Source organism: Streptomyces sp. NPDC092045 (assembly GCF_044756005.1).
Lineage (GTDB): Bacteria > Actinomycetota > Actinomycetes > Streptomycetales > Streptomycetaceae > Streptomyces.
In genome coordinates, this window is sequence record NZ_JBIVSC010000007.1 from 1 (window position 1) to 15,115 (window position 15,115).

Annotated in this window: 15 protein-coding genes; 6 read left to right on the top strand and 9 right to left on the bottom strand. The window is 73.5% G+C overall.

Annotated elements, in window-relative coordinates; translation table 11 throughout:
• On the top strand, nucleotides 1-411 hold a 411-nt coding region (locus ACIQKA_RS19210; RefSeq protein ID WP_391094871.1), incomplete at its 5' end, for a sigma-70 family RNA polymerase sigma factor.
• Here ACIQKA_RS19210 and ACIQKA_RS19215 read toward each other — a convergent pair.
• Nucleotides 389-784, bottom strand: a complete 396-nt coding sequence (locus ACIQKA_RS19215; protein ID WP_391094873.1) for an ATP-binding protein — start codon at nucleotides 782-784, stop codon at nucleotides 389-391. The two genes, ACIQKA_RS19210 and ACIQKA_RS19215, sit on opposite strands and share 23 nt — an antisense overlap.
• A 416-nt stretch (nucleotides 785-1,200) precedes the next feature.
• Here ACIQKA_RS19215 and ACIQKA_RS19220 point away from each other — a divergent pair, with 416 nt between their 5' ends.
• On the top strand, nucleotides 1,201-1,662 hold the full coding sequence (locus ACIQKA_RS19220) for an ATP-binding protein (protein WP_402541650.1): 462 nt from the start codon (nucleotides 1,201-1,203) through the stop codon (nucleotides 1,660-1,662).
• Between the two features lie 127 nt (nucleotides 1,663-1,789).
• Entirely contained in the window at nucleotides 1,790-2,830 is a 1,041-nt protein-coding gene (locus ACIQKA_RS19225; RefSeq protein ID WP_391094877.1) for an NAD-dependent epimerase/dehydratase family protein, read from the top strand.
• Between the two features lie 52 nt (nucleotides 2,831-2,882).
• Here the strand turns inward: ACIQKA_RS19225 and ACIQKA_RS19230 are convergent, their stop codons facing one another.
• From ACIQKA_RS19230 to ACIQKA_RS19245, 4 genes are all read right to left on the bottom strand, one after another.
• Nucleotides 2,883-3,383, bottom strand: coding sequence for a hemerythrin domain-containing protein (locus ACIQKA_RS19230; protein ID WP_383160151.1), 501 nt, complete (start codon nucleotides 3,381-3,383; stop codon nucleotides 2,883-2,885).
• 196 nt (nucleotides 3,384-3,579) lie between these two features.
• Complete coding sequence (locus ACIQKA_RS19235; RefSeq protein WP_402541653.1) at nucleotides 3,580-5,187, bottom strand: FAD-dependent oxidoreductase; 1,608 nt, start codon at nucleotides 5,185-5,187, stop codon at nucleotides 3,580-3,582.
• Nucleotides 5,188-5,313: 126 nt separating this feature from the next.
• Nucleotides 5,314-6,276 carry a diiron oxygenase gene (locus tag ACIQKA_RS19240; protein WP_383160146.1) on the bottom strand — a complete coding sequence of 321 codons (963 nt, stop codon included), beginning with the start codon at nucleotides 6,274-6,276 and terminating at the stop codon, nucleotides 5,314-5,316.
• Between the two features lie 52 nt (nucleotides 6,277-6,328).
• Nucleotides 6,329-7,843, bottom strand: coding sequence for a flavin-containing monooxygenase (locus ACIQKA_RS19245; RefSeq protein WP_402541654.1), 1,515 nt, complete (start codon nucleotides 7,841-7,843; stop codon nucleotides 6,329-6,331).
• Nucleotides 7,844-8,028: 185 nt separating this feature from the next.
• On the opposite strand from ACIQKA_RS19245, the gene ACIQKA_RS19250 reads away from it, so the two are divergent.
• Nucleotides 8,029-8,760, top strand: coding sequence for a TetR/AcrR family transcriptional regulator (locus ACIQKA_RS19250; protein WP_402541655.1), 732 nt, complete (start codon nucleotides 8,029-8,031; stop codon nucleotides 8,758-8,760).
• 144 nt (nucleotides 8,761-8,904) lie between these two features.
• The gene (locus ACIQKA_RS19255) at nucleotides 8,905-9,069 is read left to right on the top strand and encodes a hypothetical protein (protein WP_383160138.1); all 165 of its coding nucleotides are present in this window, start codon (nucleotides 8,905-8,907) and stop codon (nucleotides 9,067-9,069) included.
• 168 nt (nucleotides 9,070-9,237) lie between these two features.
• On the opposite strand, the gene gap is transcribed toward ACIQKA_RS19255, so the two are convergent.
• Nucleotides 9,238-10,233 carry a type I glyceraldehyde-3-phosphate dehydrogenase gene (gene gap, locus ACIQKA_RS19260; RefSeq protein ID WP_383432880.1) on the bottom strand — a complete coding sequence of 332 codons (996 nt, stop codon included), beginning with the start codon at nucleotides 10,231-10,233 and terminating at the stop codon, nucleotides 9,238-9,240.
• 125 nt (nucleotides 10,234-10,358) lie between these two features.
• On the bottom strand, nucleotides 10,359-11,315 hold the full coding sequence (locus ACIQKA_RS19265; RefSeq protein ID WP_383154366.1) for a GlxA family transcriptional regulator: 957 nt from the start codon (nucleotides 11,313-11,315) through the stop codon (nucleotides 10,359-10,361).
• 284 nt (nucleotides 11,316-11,599) lie between these two features.
• Between ACIQKA_RS19265 and ACIQKA_RS19270 the strand changes: the two genes are divergently transcribed.
• Nucleotides 11,600-12,877: a serine hydrolase domain-containing protein gene (locus tag ACIQKA_RS19270; RefSeq protein ID WP_402541657.1), complete on the top strand. Its 1,278-nt coding sequence runs from the start codon at nucleotides 11,600-11,602 to the stop codon at nucleotides 12,875-12,877.
• Between the two features lie 55 nt (nucleotides 12,878-12,932).
• On the opposite strand, the gene ACIQKA_RS19275 is transcribed toward ACIQKA_RS19270, so the two are convergent.
• Both ACIQKA_RS19275 and ACIQKA_RS19280 read right to left on the bottom strand, forming a co-directional pair.
• Nucleotides 12,933-13,457: a GNAT family N-acetyltransferase gene (locus ACIQKA_RS19275; RefSeq protein WP_383154361.1), complete on the bottom strand. Its 525-nt coding sequence runs from the start codon at nucleotides 13,455-13,457 to the stop codon at nucleotides 12,933-12,935.
• Between the two features lie 166 nt (nucleotides 13,458-13,623).
• The gene (locus ACIQKA_RS19280; RefSeq protein WP_402541658.1) at nucleotides 13,624-14,838 is read right to left on the bottom strand and encodes a S8 family peptidase; all 1,215 of its coding nucleotides are present in this window, start codon (nucleotides 14,836-14,838) and stop codon (nucleotides 13,624-13,626) included.
• Nucleotides 14,839-15,115 lie beyond the last annotated feature (277 nt).

Consider the following 15,115-nt stretch of genomic DNA (forward strand, 5'->3'; position numbering starts at 1 on the left):
GAACTCGCCCACCACCTCCACCTCACCGAAGAAGAAATCGCCGAAGGCCAACTCGCCGCCCACGGCTACGCCACCCGCTCCCTCGACACCCCGGCCGGCGACGACGGCAACGCCTCCGGCGCGAAGCCCCGGCACCTGGCGACCGCCGAAACCTCCTACGAGCTGATCGAGGACCTCACCTCGCTCCGACCCCTGCTCGACCGGCTCGACGAGCGCGACCGGCACATCCTGGAACTCCGCTTCGGGGAGGAGCTCACCCAGGCCGAGATCGGCCGGCGGATCGGGCTCTCCCAGATGCACGTCTCGCGGCTGCTCACCCGCGTCCTCGGCGAGCTCAGAGAAGGTCTCACCACCGACGGCACCGCCGGGGACGGGCCCGCGGACGAGGTCACGGACGGGACGGCAGGCTGACCTCCAGCCACACCACCTTCCCCATCGCTCCCGGCCCCCTGGTCTCGTAGCCCCACGCTCCCGCCAGCCTGTCCAGGACCATCAGACCGTGCCCGCCCGGCAGCGCGGGCGAACGGGCGGCGTGCGCCCGGGGCGGTTCGGAACTGGCGTCGGCCACCTCCACCCGCAGCCCCTCGCGTCCGCGCCGCAGGACGAACTCCTCCGGTCCCCCGGCATGCAGACAGGCGTTGGTCACCACCTCCGACACCAGGAGCAGCACGTCCTCCACCCGCTCCTCCCCCGCCTCGCTCCCCGCCGGAATCCACCCCCAGTCCGCCAACGCCTCCGCCGTGAAGTCCCGGCAGCGCGACACCACCCTCTGCGCCCCGCGCAACAAGAGCCTCCGCACCTGCATTCCGTCTCCCCCGCCCTCGCCGTCAGCCATGACCCCGTCGGGGTTCGAACCTCTCGTCCCCCACCTCTTCTTCACGCACGCACGCCATGGACTTCATCGATTTCACCGTTCCTCTCACACCTTTTACTCCTTTTACCTCTTTCCGATAACTGTGGTCACATTCCCGAGATTCGAGCGGTTACGAAAGGGGGTCGGGGGAAAAAGGCGTGGCCACCGCCCCGCGCGAGGGATCGGCCGAAACCGGAGACGGAGTCGAAACCGGAGCCGGTTCCGGAGCGGAGCCGAATCCCGAGCCCGAGCCCGAGCGAAGACGAAGCCGGAGCCGGAGCCGGAGCCATCAGCAGAATGACCGTTACCGCACGATTCGTCCCCGACGGCCGGGGAACCCGCAGCGTATGAACGGTCAGCGTGGACAGCCCGTGGCCACCGGCACCCGTCGTTACCGACTGACGGAGGACCCCGGGACGGTGGGCGCGTGCCGGGACCTGACGCGGCGGGCGCTGAGCGAGTGGTTCGGGGCCGCCGGCGCGCCCGGGCGGGTCGCCGCCGCGGACGTCCTGCTGCTCGTCTCCGAGGTCGTCACCAACGCGTTCAGGCACGGCGGCGTTCCGTACGAGCTGCGTCTCGACCGCGTCGGGGGCCGGTTGTGGGTCCAGGTCAGCGACACCAGTCCGGTGCGCCCCCGGCCCCACGGCCCGCACCGTCCGAGCCGCTCCTCCGGGCACGGCCTGTACCTCCTGGAGCGGCTGTCGGCCGCCTGGGGCTGCGTCCCGAGGGACGGCGGCAAGGCCGTCTGGTTCGAGGTGGAGGTGCCGCCCGTGCCCGTGCCCGACGGGTGCCCCCGGCCGGAGGGGTGAGCGGCGGGCGGCGTTTACGGAGCGCGCCGCGCGGTCACTCGCAGGGCGTGGCCGGTTTCCCGGCCGAGAACCGGCGGTGGGCGTGTCCCCGCCGCCTCCATCCGTCCCCCGCGATTGGACAAGCGCCATGAGGGTCGTCGTCACAGGAGCCACCGGAAACGTCGGGACCAGCGTGGTCCGGGCCCTCGTCCGCGACCGTACGGTCACGGACGTGCTCGGTGTGGCCCGCCGGGTCCCCGAGCTCCGGATCGGCGGGGTGCGCTGGGCGTCGGCGAACGTCGACCCCGGCGGCCCCGACCTGGCGGGGCTGTTCGCGGGGGCCGACGCGGTCGTCCACCTCGCCTGGAAGTTCCAGCCCACGCACGACCCGGTCGAGACCTGGCGCACCAACGTCCTGGGCAGCGTGAGGGTCTTCGAGGCGTGCGCCCGGGCGGGGGTGCACTCCCTGGTGCACGCCTCCTCGGTCGGCGCCTACTCCCCCGGCCCGTCGGACGGGCGGCCCGTCGACGAGTCCTGGCCCACCCACGGCTGGCCCGGCGCGGCCTACACCCGCGAGAAGGCCTATCTGGAGCGCTACCTGGACGGGTTCCAGCTCTCGCACCCGGACCTCCGGGTCGTGCGGATGAGGCCGTCGTTCCTGTTCAAGGAGGAGGCGGCGAGCGAGCAGCGCCGCATCTTCGCGGGCCCGCTCCTGCCGTGGCGGGCCGTGCGGCCGGGCGTGCTGCCCGTCGTGCCCTCCGTCAAGGGCCTGCGCTTCCAGGCCCTGCACACCGACGACGCGGCCGAGGCCTACCGGGCGGCCGTGGTGCGGCCGGTCCGGGGGTCGTTCAACCTGGCGGCCGATCCGGTGCTCGACGCCGACGTGCTGGCCCGGCTCCTGGGGGCCCGTGCCGTTCCGCTGCCGGCGGGCGTGACCCGTGCCGTGCTCGCCGCCGGGTGGCACCTGCGTCTGGTGCCCGCCGCGCCGGGTCTGTTCGACGCGGTCATGCGGCTGCCCGTGCTCGACTCCTCACGGGCCCGCGAGGAGCTGGACTGGACGCCGTCGTGGACCTCCGAGGAGGCCGTCGGCGAGTTCCTCGAAGGCCTCGGCCGGGGGGCCGGGCTCGGCACTGCGCCCCTGACCGCCGACGCGGCACCGGTGGGGGCCGGCGGGAGCGCGGGGAGGTGAGACCCCGCCGGTGGGCGCGCCGCTCGGGCCGCCCGCCGACGGGTTCCCCGCATCATCCGTGGACGACCTCGCGCACGTTCTCCACGCGGCCGCAGTCCGAGGCGAGCTGCCTGGCGCGCTCCTTCAGGAAGGCGTCGCCCAGCTCGGCCCTGCGCTCGTCGGGGACGCTCTCCCGGGCGTCGTTGAGGATGGTGCGCTCCTCCTCGTCGAGGTGGTGGGTGACCGCCTCGACGAGGTCCTCCAGGCGCTCGTCCCACTCGTCGGAGCCGATGTCGTCGACCTCCAGGAGGGCGAGGAGGGCCTTGTTCCCCTCCTCGTGCTCCTCCGTGCCGTGGTCCACTTCCTCGTTGTCGACCTTCTTGAAGCGCTTGAGCGCTCCGTAGACCTCGGTCTCCTCGGCCTCGCCGTGCGCGATGAGCAGGGCCGAGAACTCCTTCAGCGCGGCGGCGCGGTCCGCCTCGACGCTCCGCATCCGGCGGAACAGGTCCTCCATCGTGCGGTGGTCCTTCAGAATGGCCGCGACCACGTCCTGGTTCTCCTTGTTGCCCGCCATCGTGCCGTCTCCTCCTCGACCGGTCTGCCGTAGGCCCGCCCCTTCACCGGGCGGCGCCGTCCGGCGGGTACCCCTGCCGGGGAGAACCAATCGCGGAGGGCGCTCGCGTCGACCGGGAGGGTGAGCGGAGGAGAGGGCCGCGTGGGCGGGGGTGCCGGTGACGCTCCCGTCCCCCCGGCCGGTCGCGTCGGCGTCGTCAGGGGGAGACGGGGCGGCGCGCGGCGGTGAGCAGTTCCTCCCGGTCGACGAGCTTGACGCGGGGGCGGTCCTGGGCGCGGCCCTCGGCGCGCTCGGCGGCGTCGATCGCCCGCCAGCCGTCGAGGTCGACGGCGTCGGGGCGGGCCGTGGTGGCCGACGGGCCGGCGGGGGCGGTCAGACGACCGGCTTCGAGGTCGTTGAGGAGCGTGGTGACGGTCTCCTGGGCGCAGGACTTGTTGGTGCCGATGAAGCCGGTGGGGCCGCGCTTGATCCAGCCGGTGACGTAGACGCCCGGCTCGACCCGGCCCCGCTCGTGCGGCACCGTGCCGGTCTCCGCGTCGAACGGCAGGCCCGGGACCGGTTCGGCGCGGTAGCCGACGGCGCGCAGGACCAGGGAGGTCCCGACGGTCTCGCTGTCGGTGGTGGGGACGGCCCGCACGGTGCCGTCGTCGGCGTGGCGCAGCTCGGTCCGCACGACGGTCAGACCGGTCACCCGGTCGTCGCCCTCGATGCGTGCCGGGCCGGTCAGGAAGCGCAGGACGATCCGGCGGCGGCCCGGAACGGGGGTGCGGGCGGCGAGTTCGGCGAGGACCTCCGTCTTCGGCGTGGCGTCCGCCGGCAGGTCCTCGGGCCAGCCCTCCACGAGGACGTCGACGCCGTCGAGGGCGGCGAGCGCGACCAGTTCGGGCAGGGTGAAGGCGGCCTCCGCCGGTCCGCGCCGCCCGAGGACGACGACCTCGCGGACCCGGCTCGCGCGCAGCGCAGCCAGGGCGCGGTCGGAGATGTCGGTGCGGGCGAGGGCGTCGGGGTCGGCGGTCAGGATCCGGGCCACGTCCAGGGCCACGTTGCCGTTGCCGACGACGACGGCCCGTTCGGAGTCCAGCGGGTGGAAGGCGCCGTCGTGGTCGGGGTGGCCGTTGTACCAGGCGACGAAGTCGGTGGCGGAGGCGCTGCCGGGCAGGTCCTCGCCCTCGATGCCGAGGCGCCGGTCGGTGGCCGCGCCCACGGCGTACACCACGGCGTGGTGGTCGCGGACCAGGTCCTCGTGGTGCAGGTCGCGGCCGATCCGGGTGTTGAGCCGGTACGAGAAGCCCGGCTGGCCCTCGATGGCCCGGAAGAGCTCGGTGACCCGCTTGGTGTCCTGGTGGTCGGGCGCCACTCCCGCCCGCGCGAGTCCGTACGGGGTGGGCAGCCGGTCGTGGACGGTGACGCTCACTCCGGGGTGGCGGAGCAGTTCGTCGGCGGCGAACAGTCCGGCCGGTCCGGCGCCGACCACGGCCACCCGCAGCCCGGTGGTCTCCACCCGGCGCTGCGGGGGCACGAGGGCCATGGGCGTGCGGTCGGCGTGCGGGGAGGTGTCGTAGTAGGCGCGGTTGATCTCCAGGAACGGCAGCTCGCCCTCGGTGAGCTTGGTGTGCGGTTTGAGGGCGTCCACCGGGCAGGCCGTCGTGCACGCCCCGCAGTCGACGCAGGTGCGGGGGTCGACGTACAGCATGTCGGTCTGTCCGAAGCCCGGTTCGCCGGGGGCGGGGTGGATGCAGTTGACCGGGCAGGCCAGCACACACGACGCGTCGGCGCAGCACGACCGGGTGACGACGTAGGGCATGGGGAGCGGTTCTCCGTTCACGTTCACGGGGGCCGCCGGGACGGTTCCCGGCCGGCGGTCCCGCCCGGCGGGCGGGCGGGCGTGCTGCTCGGGCGGCGTACGCCTGCCGGACGAGGAGCCGGTGCGTCAGGCGGCGTGCGGGGCGGGTTCGCCGCGGAAGCGGGACGGGCGGCCGTCGATGCGCAGGGCCCGCCACACCTTCCGGGAGGCGCGGTTCATCAGGCCGATGTCCTCGGCGAGCATCCGCACGTCGGAGAAGAGGTCGCGGAGCATCTTCTCGCCGTCGGGCGACTTCCAGAAGATGTCCTTGATGACCCAGTGGGGGACCCCGATCTTCTCGGCGGTCTTCCGGTCGGGGACCACGATGACGTCGCCGAGGACGCGCATGATGACCGGGAAGGCCACCGAGAGGGCGCCCCTGCGGAACTTCCCGTAGCCGGGGACCTTGACGCGGAGGAACTCGTGGGCGAAGGAGATGTGCCGGGCCTCCTCGGCGACGTGGATCTGCATGAGCCGCCGCATCAGCGGGTGGATGTCCTCGCCGCCGCGCAGGATCGCCTTCTGGAGGTGGTCGATGGGCTCCTCGCCGGCCAGGACGCCGGTGAAGAACGACTCGGGTACGAGGGAGCCGGCCAGCGGCAGGAAGCGGCTGGCGACCCGGAAGGAGCGTCGGCCGCCGGGCACGTCGGCGCCCGCGCGGTTGACGAACTCCTGGAACATCTGGGTGTGGTGGCACTCCTCCGTGGCCTCGTGGGTGAGGTAGCGGAACTCCGGGTTCTGGTTCGGCAGCGAGAAGAGGTAGTCCATCACCCCGCGGATGAGGACGTTCTCGAACTGCATGCCGACCTTGACGATGTTGGCGTACCGCCACAGGCCGATCTTCGTCCGGACCTCCAGCGGCTGCGCCTGGTACCACGGGTGACCGCCCAGCGGGTCGGCCGCGGGGAGCACCCAGCGGGGGTCCTTCGGGTCGATGGCGAACTCGGGGTTGTCCCAGTCGATGTCGGTGAAGGCGTCGAAGTGGATGTGCACCGACGCCTCGGAGAGGGTCTGGAGCCTTTCGTAGTAGCTCTCCCGGCTGATGGTCATCGTCGTCCTCGATCTCTCGTGTGCGGTCTCCGGAGGGGTGGCGGGTTCGGCGTCAGACCGCCGGGGCGTGGTCCTGCCGGTCGGTGGCGGGCCGTGTCCCGGGAGCGGTCCGCCCGAGGCGGAGCGCGGGGTCCTCGACGGGGGAGTCCCGCAGGGCCCGCCGGTCGCGGTAGTAGTCGTTCCAGATCCGCCAGGGGTCCCGGGTGCCCTGGCGGGGCATGATCGCGTCGCCGCGCGCGATGTAGCCGGAGGTCAGCGACTCGCCCATGACGGAGACGTCGGAGCGGTCGGACGCGGCGGCGACGGGGGTGGCGGTGGCGAGGCCGTGCCGGTCCATGTGGGCGATCAGCCGGCTGACGTACGCGCAGGCGAGGTCGGCCTTGAGGGTCCAGGAGGCGTTGGTGTAGCCGATGATCATCGCCAGGTTGGGGACGCCGTCGAGCATCACGCCCTTGTACAGGAGGTGGTCGCGGGTGACGAGCGGCTCGCCGTCGACCGCGATCTCCATGCCGCCGGCGAGCTGCATCCGCAGGCCGGTGGCGGTGACGACGATGTCGGCGGGGATCTCCTCGCCGGACTCCACCCTGATCCCGTTCTCGGTGAACGTCTCGATGCGGTCGGTGACCACGGAGGCCCTGCCGCTCTTCAGGGTCTTGAAGAGGTCGCCGCCGGGCACCACGCACAGCCGCTGGTCCCAGGGCTTGTACGACGGGGTGAAGTGGCGCATGTCGACGCTCTTGCCGAGCCGTGCCCGGACGGCGCCGAGCAGCACCCCGCGCATGAGGCGCGGCGCCTTGCGGCACAGGGCGTAGAGGCCGCGCTGGAGCGCGATGTTGCGGGCGCGGCCCACGCGGTGGACGAGTCCGGCCGGGACGCGGAGCGCGCGCAGGACGGTGGAGACGGGGTCGTCGGCGGGCAGCGCCAGGATGTACGTGGGCGAGCGCTGGAGCATGGTGACGTGCGCGGCGGTGTCGGCCATCGAGGGGACCAGGGTGATGGCGGTGGCGCCGCTGCCGATGACGACCACGCGCTTGCCGGTGTGGTCGAGGTCCTCGGGCCAGTGCTGCGGGTGCACGAGGGTACCGCCGAAGCGCTCCTCGCCGGGGAACTGCGGCCGGTGGCCGGCGTCGTAGTCGTAGTAGCCGGTGGCGCCCACGACGAAGCGGGCCTTCCAGAGCTCGGTCGCGCCGGTGGCCTCGTCCAGGATCTCGACGGTCCACCGCTCCTCGTCGCTCGACCAGTCCGCGCGCACGGCCTTGCGGCCGAAGCGGATGTGCTCGGTGACGCCGCGCTCCTCGGCGGTCTCCTGGACGTAGCGCCGGATGTCCGTGCCCTCGGCGAGGATCCTGGTGCCGTGCCAGGCGCGGAAGCCGTAGCCGAAGGTGTACATGTCCGAGTCCGAGCGGATGCCCGGGTAGCGGAACAGGTCCCAGGTGCCGCCGACCCGCGCGCGCCGCTCGATGACGGCGTACGTGGTGCCGGGGTTCCCGTCGGCCAGGTGGCAGGCGGCGCTGATGCCGGACAGCCCCGCGCCGATGATCAGCACATCGACGTGCTGGTGCTCCATCTCGATACCCCTCTGTCGCCGTCCCGCGTGCTTCCGCACCGGTGCTCCGGGCTTCGGACGCCGCCGCCCGGTGCGGGAATTTACCTGTGTCACTGCGTCCAAGGTACCGGCGGTAACACACAATGCGCCACCCCCGGGAACGGACCGTGCGCGCCCTCTTGATCGGGGCGGGTACGATCCACGCCGTGGCGGAGGACAGACGAGAACGCAGCGACGGGCGCCCCGACGGACGGGACACGCGCTGGTCCGGCCACCGGGCCGAGCGCCGCGACCAGGTCCTCGCCGCGGCCCTCGACGTGATCGGCAGGGAGGGCCCCTCGGTCAGCGTGGCGGCGATCGGCGCCGAGGCCGGGATGCCCCGTTCCGTGATCTACCGGATCTTCCGCAGCCGCGAGGACCTGGACGAGCGGATCCGGGCGCGCATCGCCGACGACCTGCTGGCCGCGCTGTATCCGGCCCTCGACCCGAAGGGCACCGTCCGGGAGGCCGTCGAGCTCGCCGCCGCCACCTACGTCGGCTGGGTGGCGGAGCACCCCCGGCTCCACCGGTTCCTCGGCACCGGCTCGCCCGAGCAGGACGCCACCGGCTCCCGGGTGGTCGCGGGCACCCGCACGGCCATCGCCCTCCACCTGGCGCGGCTGCTCGACGCGTACGCCGAGCAGCTGGTCGACGGCGGGAAGGCGCCCGCGGGCTTCACCCTCAACCTGGCGTTCGGGATGGTCGGCCTGGTGGACGGGGTGGTCAACCAGTGGGCCGCCCGCCCCGAGTCGAGGAGTTCGCTCGACGACCTGACCCATTTCCTGAGCGACGCCCTGTGGGGCGTCCTCTCGCAGTCCACCCTGCGCCTCGGGCTCGTGCTCGACCCGGACCAGACGATCGGCAGGGCCCTGGAGCCGCCGGCGCGGCCCCGCTCCTGACCGGCCGGGACGCCGGAACGCTCCGTTTGCGGAGCGGTGGGCGCCGGGTTCGACTGTGAGGGACCCCTCGCGCCGCCGGAGCCCGGACCCGTACGACGGCCGGCCGGCCGCGCGGTCCCGCAGTCGCAGGGCAAGGAGAGACCGATGGCACCTCACCACAAGTCGAACGAGGAAGTCGAGGGCGACCCCGACACCGGGCACGGCCGCGGCCTGCCCCGGCGCCCCGACGAGAAGGAGCTCGACGAGCGCCTCGAAGAGGACCGCGAGGAAGTGGGCCTGCCGGTGGACCCGGACGACGGGAACCGGTAGGGCCGGCCGGGTCGGTCGGGCGGCGGAGACCGCCCGGTCGGCGGGTCGGGAGGGGTCCGGGGCGGCGGGCCCGGAAACGGAAACGCGCCGGCCCCCGCGGGTGCGGGGGCCGGCGCGCGGTGGTCCGCCTGCCGGGGACGGCGGCTTCGGGGACCGTCGGCGTCCTCGTCAGCCGGCGAGGAGCTCGAGCGAGTCGATCACGCGGTTCGAGAAGCCCCACTCGTTGTCGTACCAGGCGACGACCTTGACGTGGCGGCCCTCGACGCGGGTGAGCTCCGAGTCGAAGATCGAGGAGGCCGGGTTGCCGGTGATGTCGGAGGAGACGAGCGCGTCCTCCGAGTACTCCAGGACGCCCTTGAGCGGGCCCTCGGCGGCGGTGCGGTACGCCGCGAGGACGTCCTCGCGGGTCACGTCGCGGGAGACGGTCGTGTTCAGCTCGACGATCGAGCCGACCGGGACCGGCACGCGGATGGAGTCGCCGGACAGCTTGCCGTCCAGGTTGGGCAGCACGAGGCCGATGGCCTTGGCGGCGCCCGTCGAGGTCGGGACGATGTTGACGCCGGCGGCGCGGGCGCGGCGCGGGTCGCGGTGCGGGCCGTCCTGCAGGTTCTGCTCCTGCGTGTAGGCGTGGACCGTCGTCATGAAGCCGTGCTCGATGCCGGCGAGGTCGTCGAGGACCTTGGCCAGGGGGGCGAGCGCGTTGGTCGTGCACGAGGCGTTCGAGACGATCGTGTGCAGCTCCGCGTCGTACGCGTCGGTGTTGACGCCGTACGCGAGGGTGACGTCGGCGCCGTCGGCGGGCGCGCTGACGAGCACCTTCCTGGCACCCGCGTCGATGTGGGCGCGGGCCGCCTTGGCCGACGTGAAGCGGCCGGTCGCCTCCAGGACGATGTCGACGCCGAGCTCGGCCCAGGGGAGCTGCGCCGGCTCGCGCTCGGCGAGCACCTTGATGCGGTGCCCGTCGACGACCAGGGTGTCGCCGTCCACGCTCACGGGGCGGCCGAGGCGACCGGAGGTCGAGTCGAAGGCGAGGAGACGCGCGAGCGCGGTGGGCTCGGTGAGGTCGTTGACGGCGACGATCTCGAGGCTGCTGTCGCGCTCGAGCAGCGCGCGCAGCACGTTGCGTCCGATGCGGCCGAATCCGTTGATGGCGATACGAGTCATGACGATGTCCCTTCGGTTCGCCACCCATGCTCGTGCGCGGCGCCCGCCCGTGACAGCGGCGTGATCGCCACGGTCCGCAAGTATCGCGCCAGAGCGTCACCGGCCCCGGAACCGGCCCCGTCCCCCTACTCGCCCTGGGCGAACGTGCGGCGGTACTCGCTCGGCGTGGTGCCCAGGATCCGCTGGAAGTGCAGCCGCAGATTGGCCCCGGTGCCGAGGCCCACGTCGGCGGCGATCTGCTCGACGCCCCGCTCGGAGCGTTCGAGCAGTTCGCGGGCCCGGTCGACGCGGGCCCGCATGACCCACTGCATGGGGGTGTAGCCGGTGTCCTCGACGAACCGGCGCGAGAAGGTGCGCGCCGACACCGCCGCGTGCCGGGCCAGGACGTCGAGGGTGAGGGGTTCGCCGAGGCGGTGCAGCGCCCACTCGCGGGTGGCGGCGAACCGCTCGCCGAGCGGTTCGGGCACGCTGCGCGGCACGTACTGCGCCTGGCCGCCGCTGCGGTACGGGGCGGCGACCAGGCGCCGGGCCGCGTGGTTCGACGCGGCCACCCCGAGGTCCCCGCGCAGGATGTGCAGGCACAGGTCGATCCCCGAGGCGGCGCCCGCGGACGTCAGGACGCTGCCCTCGTCGACGAAGAGGACGTTCTCGTCGACGCGGATCAGGGGGCGCTTCGCGGCGAGCGCCCGCGCGTAGTGCCAGTGCGTGGTGGCGCGCCTGCCGTCGAGGAGTCCCGTGGCGGCCAGCGCGAAGGCGCCCGTGGAGATCGCGGCGAGCCGCGCGCCCCGCGCGTGGGCGGCGATCAGCGCGTCGACGACGGCCCCCGGCGGGTCCTCGCGGTCGGGGAAGCGGTAGCCGGGGACGAAGACGATGTCGGCCCACGCGAGCGCGTCCAGGCCGTGGGCGACCTGGTACGCCAGGCCGTCGCCCCCGGCGACGACACCGGGTTCGGCGCCGCACACCCGCACCTCGTACGGCATGCTCGCGCGGGTCGTGAACACCTGCGCGGGGATGCCGACGTCGAGGGGTTTCGCCCCTTCGAGGACGAGGACGGCGACGCGATGCAGACGGGAAACGGGCACGTCACGAGGGTACGCGGGGCACGTCGGAGGCGGGCCGCGGGCGTCCGGACGCGACCGCGGGGACAAGTCGCGGACGTCCGGGCGCGACCGCGGGAAGCGGGCCGCGGGGATCGGAGCCGGCCCCTTCGCATTCCGCGACCCGTGTCAGGAACCCTTCCCGGGCGTTGGCACTCATGATCAATGGACCCGGGGCCGCGCCGTGACGGCGGCGCTCCCCCGGGCCCCGCGGCGCACCGCTGCCGTGTGCCGTTCCGGACGATTCCGACGAAGTCGAGGAAACCACCGTGCCCCTGACGCCGCACCGACGCCTGGTCGTGAGCGCCACCCTGATCGCCGCACTCGCCGCGGGCGTGGCCCCCGCCACCGGCGCGTCCGCCGCCCCGCGGACCCCGGCCGTCCCGCAGGCTCCCGCCGCCCCGGCGGCCAAAACCGTTCCCGCCCCCGACATGAAGGGCGTGGTCGCCGCGCTGGACGCCGCCGTGGCCGACGGCGCGCCGGGGGCGATGGCCCGCTTCTCCGGCCCCGGCGGCGTCCAGAGCCGCACGGTCGGCGTCCAGGACCGCGTGAAGGGCACGCCCATGGACGTCCGGTCGCGGTTCCGGATCGGCAGCGTCAGCAAGACGTTCTCCGCGGTCGTGCTCCTCCAGCTGGTGCAGGAGAAGCGACTGAAGCTCGACTCGCCGGTCAACACCTACCTGCCCGGCCTGCTCCCCGACGACCGCATCACGGTCCGTCACCTGCTCACCCACCGCAGCGGGCTCGCCGACTACACCGACCCGATGTTCGCCGACACGGTGCCGGGCTTCGAGTCCGTGCGGAACAGGGTGTTCGGCTACCGGGAGCTCGTGAAGCTCTCCCTGGCGCTGCCCCGGACCACCGAACCCGGCGTGTCGTACAAGTACTCGAACGCCAACTTCGTGGTGGTCGGGATGCTCATCGAGAAGCTCACGGGCAAGCCGGTGGCGGACGCGTACCAGCGCCGCGTCTTCAAGCCGCTGGGGCTGCGGGACACCTCGTACGTCCACCCCGACACCCGCATCGCGGGCCGGCACGTGCGCGGGTACCTGTACCCCGACGCGGCCGGCGACCCGCTGGTGGACTCCACGGAGCAGACCGCGTCCTGGGCGCAGTCGGCCGGGGCCGTCATCTCCAGCCCCGCCGATCTGAACACCTTCACCGAGGCCCTCATGAGCGGCCGTCTGCTGTCCCCGGCCATGATGGAGGCGATGACGACGGTGACGCCGACGGACACCGCCGGCGCCCGGTCCTACGGACTCGGCCTGCGCCGCTACGACCTGTCGTGCGGCACCCGGGTGTACGGCCACACCGGCACCGTGCAGGGCTTCTACACGTACGCCTTCTCGACGCGCGACGGCCGGCGCAGCCTCTCGGCCATGGCCAACTCCTCGAACCGCGGCGTGGTCAACACGGCGCTCGGCGGCACGCTGGAGGCGGCGTTCTGCGGCGAGAAGCCGGCGGCACCGTCGTCGCGCGCCGCCTCGCCCTCGGCCCGTGACTTCTCGTCGCTGCCGGCGGAGCGGGACCTGCCCGAGCGGCACTGACCGGTTCCCCGAGGGGGCGTCCGCGGTCTCCACCGGCCGGACGCCCCCCCCGGGTTCACGCCTGGTACTCGGTGAGGTCGATGACGTGGACGCGCAGGGGGATGCCGAGGACCGGGTGGTCCTTGTCGCGCTCGGGTTCCATGCCGAGCTTGGCAACGACGTTCTCGGACGCGCGGTCGCCGAGGTGCGTGACGGCGACGACCCGGTCGAGCCCCCGGTCCTGGAGCGCCCACTCGAGGACCGCGTGGGCGGCCTCGGAGGCGTACCCCTGGCCCCAGAACTGCCGACCGAGACGCCAGTGGATCTCGACGTCCGGCGCCGTCTCGTCCGGCACGGAGAGTCCCGCGAGGCCGATCAGCTCGCCGGAGGCGATGAGCTCCACGGCGAAGAGGCCGAAGCCCTCCTCGTCCCACTCCTCCTCGTACCGCTCGATGTCCTCGGCGGTCTCCTCCAGGTCGCGGACCGAGCCGTCGCCGATCCGGCGCATGACCTCGGGGTCGGCGTTGATCTCGGACAGCGGGACGAGGTCGTCGTCGCTCCAGCGGCGGAGGACGAGGCGGGGGGTGCGGATCTCGGTCATGGCCCCATCCTGACGCACGCGGCGGGCCGCCCGCGCCACCGGGCGGCGGGGGTCCGCCGGGATCCCGCCGGGGCGGGCCCCGGGGCACGGTGACGCCCCGGAGGCGCCGGCTGCCTCCGGGGCGTTTCCCGATCCGGTGGTGCCTCGGGCCGTGTCGCGGCCCGTGTTACGGGACGATCCGCAGGAGGCGGTTCGGGGAGCCGCTGCCCGGGCCGGTGACCTTGCCGGGCGTGGAGCCGTTGACGAGGGCCGTGGCGACCTGGGCCGGGGTGGCGGAGGGGTGCCCGGCGAGGTGGACCGCCGCGGCGCCCGCCACGTGCGGGGCGGCCATCGAGGTGCCCGAGATGGTGTTGGTGGCGCTGTCGCTCGTGTGCCAGCCCGCGGTGATGGACACGCCGGGGGCGAAGAGGTCGAGCACCGAGCCGTAGTTGGACCAGCTCGCCTTCGCGTCGGTGTTGCTCGTGGCGCCGACCGTGAGGGCCTCGGCGACCCGGGCGGGCGACGAGGAGGAGGCGTCGGCACCGGAGTTGCCGGCCGCGACGGCGTAGGTGATGCCGTCGGCGATGGACCTCTTCACCGCGTTGTCGAGGGTGGTGGAGGCGCCGCCGCCGAGGGAGAGGTTGGCCACGGCCGGGGTGCCGGCGGTGTGGTGGGAGGTGACCCAGTCGATGCCCGCGATGACTCCGGCGGTGGTGCCGGAGCCGTTGTTGTCGAGGACGCGGACGGCGACGACCTTCGCCTTCTTGGCCACGCCGTAGGTGGTGCCGGCGATGGTCGTGGCGACGTGGGTGCCGTGTCCGTTGCCGTCCTGGGCGACCGTGTCGCCCTCGACCGCGTCGTAGCCGTTCACGGCGCGCCCGGTCAGCTGGGAGTGGCTGATCCGGACCCCGGTGTCGATGACGTAGGCCGTGACGCCGCCGCCCGCGCTGTCGGGGTAGGTGTACGTGCCGGAGAGCGGCAGGTTCGCCTGGTCGATGCGGTCCAGGCCCCAGGGGGCGCCGGTCTGCGTCGCGTCGGAGCGGACCACCTGGTTCTGCTCGACGGAGGCGACGGACGGGTCGGCGGCGAGGCGGCGGGCCGCCGTCGCGTCGAGGGCGGCCGTGTAGCCGTTGAGGGCGGAGCCGAACGTCCTGCGGACGGTGCCGCCGTAGGCGGATATCAGCTTCCGGCCCTTGTCCGAACCGGCCTCGAAGCCCGCGCCCTGCTTCAGGGTGACGATGTAGCTGCCGGGGACGGCGTCGGCCGAACCGGCCGCGAGGACCGTTCCCTCGGCCGGGGCCGCCTGGGCGGGGACGGCGGCGAAGGTGCCGAGCAGGGCGGCCGCGGTGGCGGCGGAGGCCGTCACGGCGAAGCGGGTCTTGGTGCTCTTCGGGAGTGCCATTGCGAGGGAGTCCTCCTCGTCCGCGTCGTGCCCGGGGGGTGGGACGGCACGACTGTGGGGGGGGTGCACGTGGGGCCACGTACACGGTCGGAACCGGTGTGGCCGGTCCCGGCGTGATCAGCAGCCTGGCGGCTCTACGGGCGTAGCTCAAGGAAGTTGACGCCTTGTCATGCATCCGCCATACGCCTGCAATCGAACCCCCTCCGAAGCCCCTCCGGGTGGCCTGATCAGGCACGCGGGTGGCCGGAAACGGGACCTGCCCGAGCGGCACGGTCCG

Excerpts from the sequence above, each read along its gene's own strand:
- ACIQKA_RS19240 (WP_383160146.1), bottom strand. The coding sequence starts at position 6,276 with ATGACCATCAGCCGGGAGAGCTACTACGAAAGGCTCCAGACCCTCTCC.
- ACIQKA_RS19280 (WP_402541658.1), bottom strand. The coding sequence starts at position 14,838 with ATGGCACTCCCGAAGAGCACCAAGACCCGCTTCGCCGTGACGGCCTCC.
- ACIQKA_RS19225 (WP_391094877.1), top strand. The coding sequence starts at position 1,790 with ATGAGGGTCGTCGTCACAGGAGCCACCGGAAACGTCGGGACCAGCGTG.
- ACIQKA_RS19230 (WP_383160151.1), bottom strand. The coding sequence starts at position 3,383 with ATGGCGGGCAACAAGGAGAACCAGGACGTGGTCGCGGCCATTCTGAAG.
- ACIQKA_RS19255 (WP_383160138.1), top strand. The coding sequence starts at position 8,905 with ATGGCACCTCACCACAAGTCGAACGAGGAAGTCGAGGGCGACCCCGAC.
- ACIQKA_RS19235 (WP_402541653.1), bottom strand. The coding sequence starts at position 5,187 with ATGCCCTACGTCGTCACCCGGTCGTGCTGCGCCGACGCGTCGTGTGTG.
- gap (WP_383432880.1), bottom strand. The coding sequence starts at position 10,233 with ATGACTCGTATCGCCATCAACGGATTCGGCCGCATCGGACGCAACGTG.
- ACIQKA_RS19275 (WP_383154361.1), bottom strand. The coding sequence starts at position 13,457 with ATGACCGAGATCCGCACCCCCCGCCTCGTCCTCCGCCGCTGGAGCGAC.
- ACIQKA_RS19220 (WP_402541650.1), top strand. The coding sequence starts at position 1,201 with ATGAACGGTCAGCGTGGACAGCCCGTGGCCACCGGCACCCGTCGTTAC.
- ACIQKA_RS19245 (WP_402541654.1), bottom strand. The coding sequence starts at position 7,843 with ATGGAGCACCAGCACGTCGATGTGCTGATCATCGGCGCGGGGCTGTCC.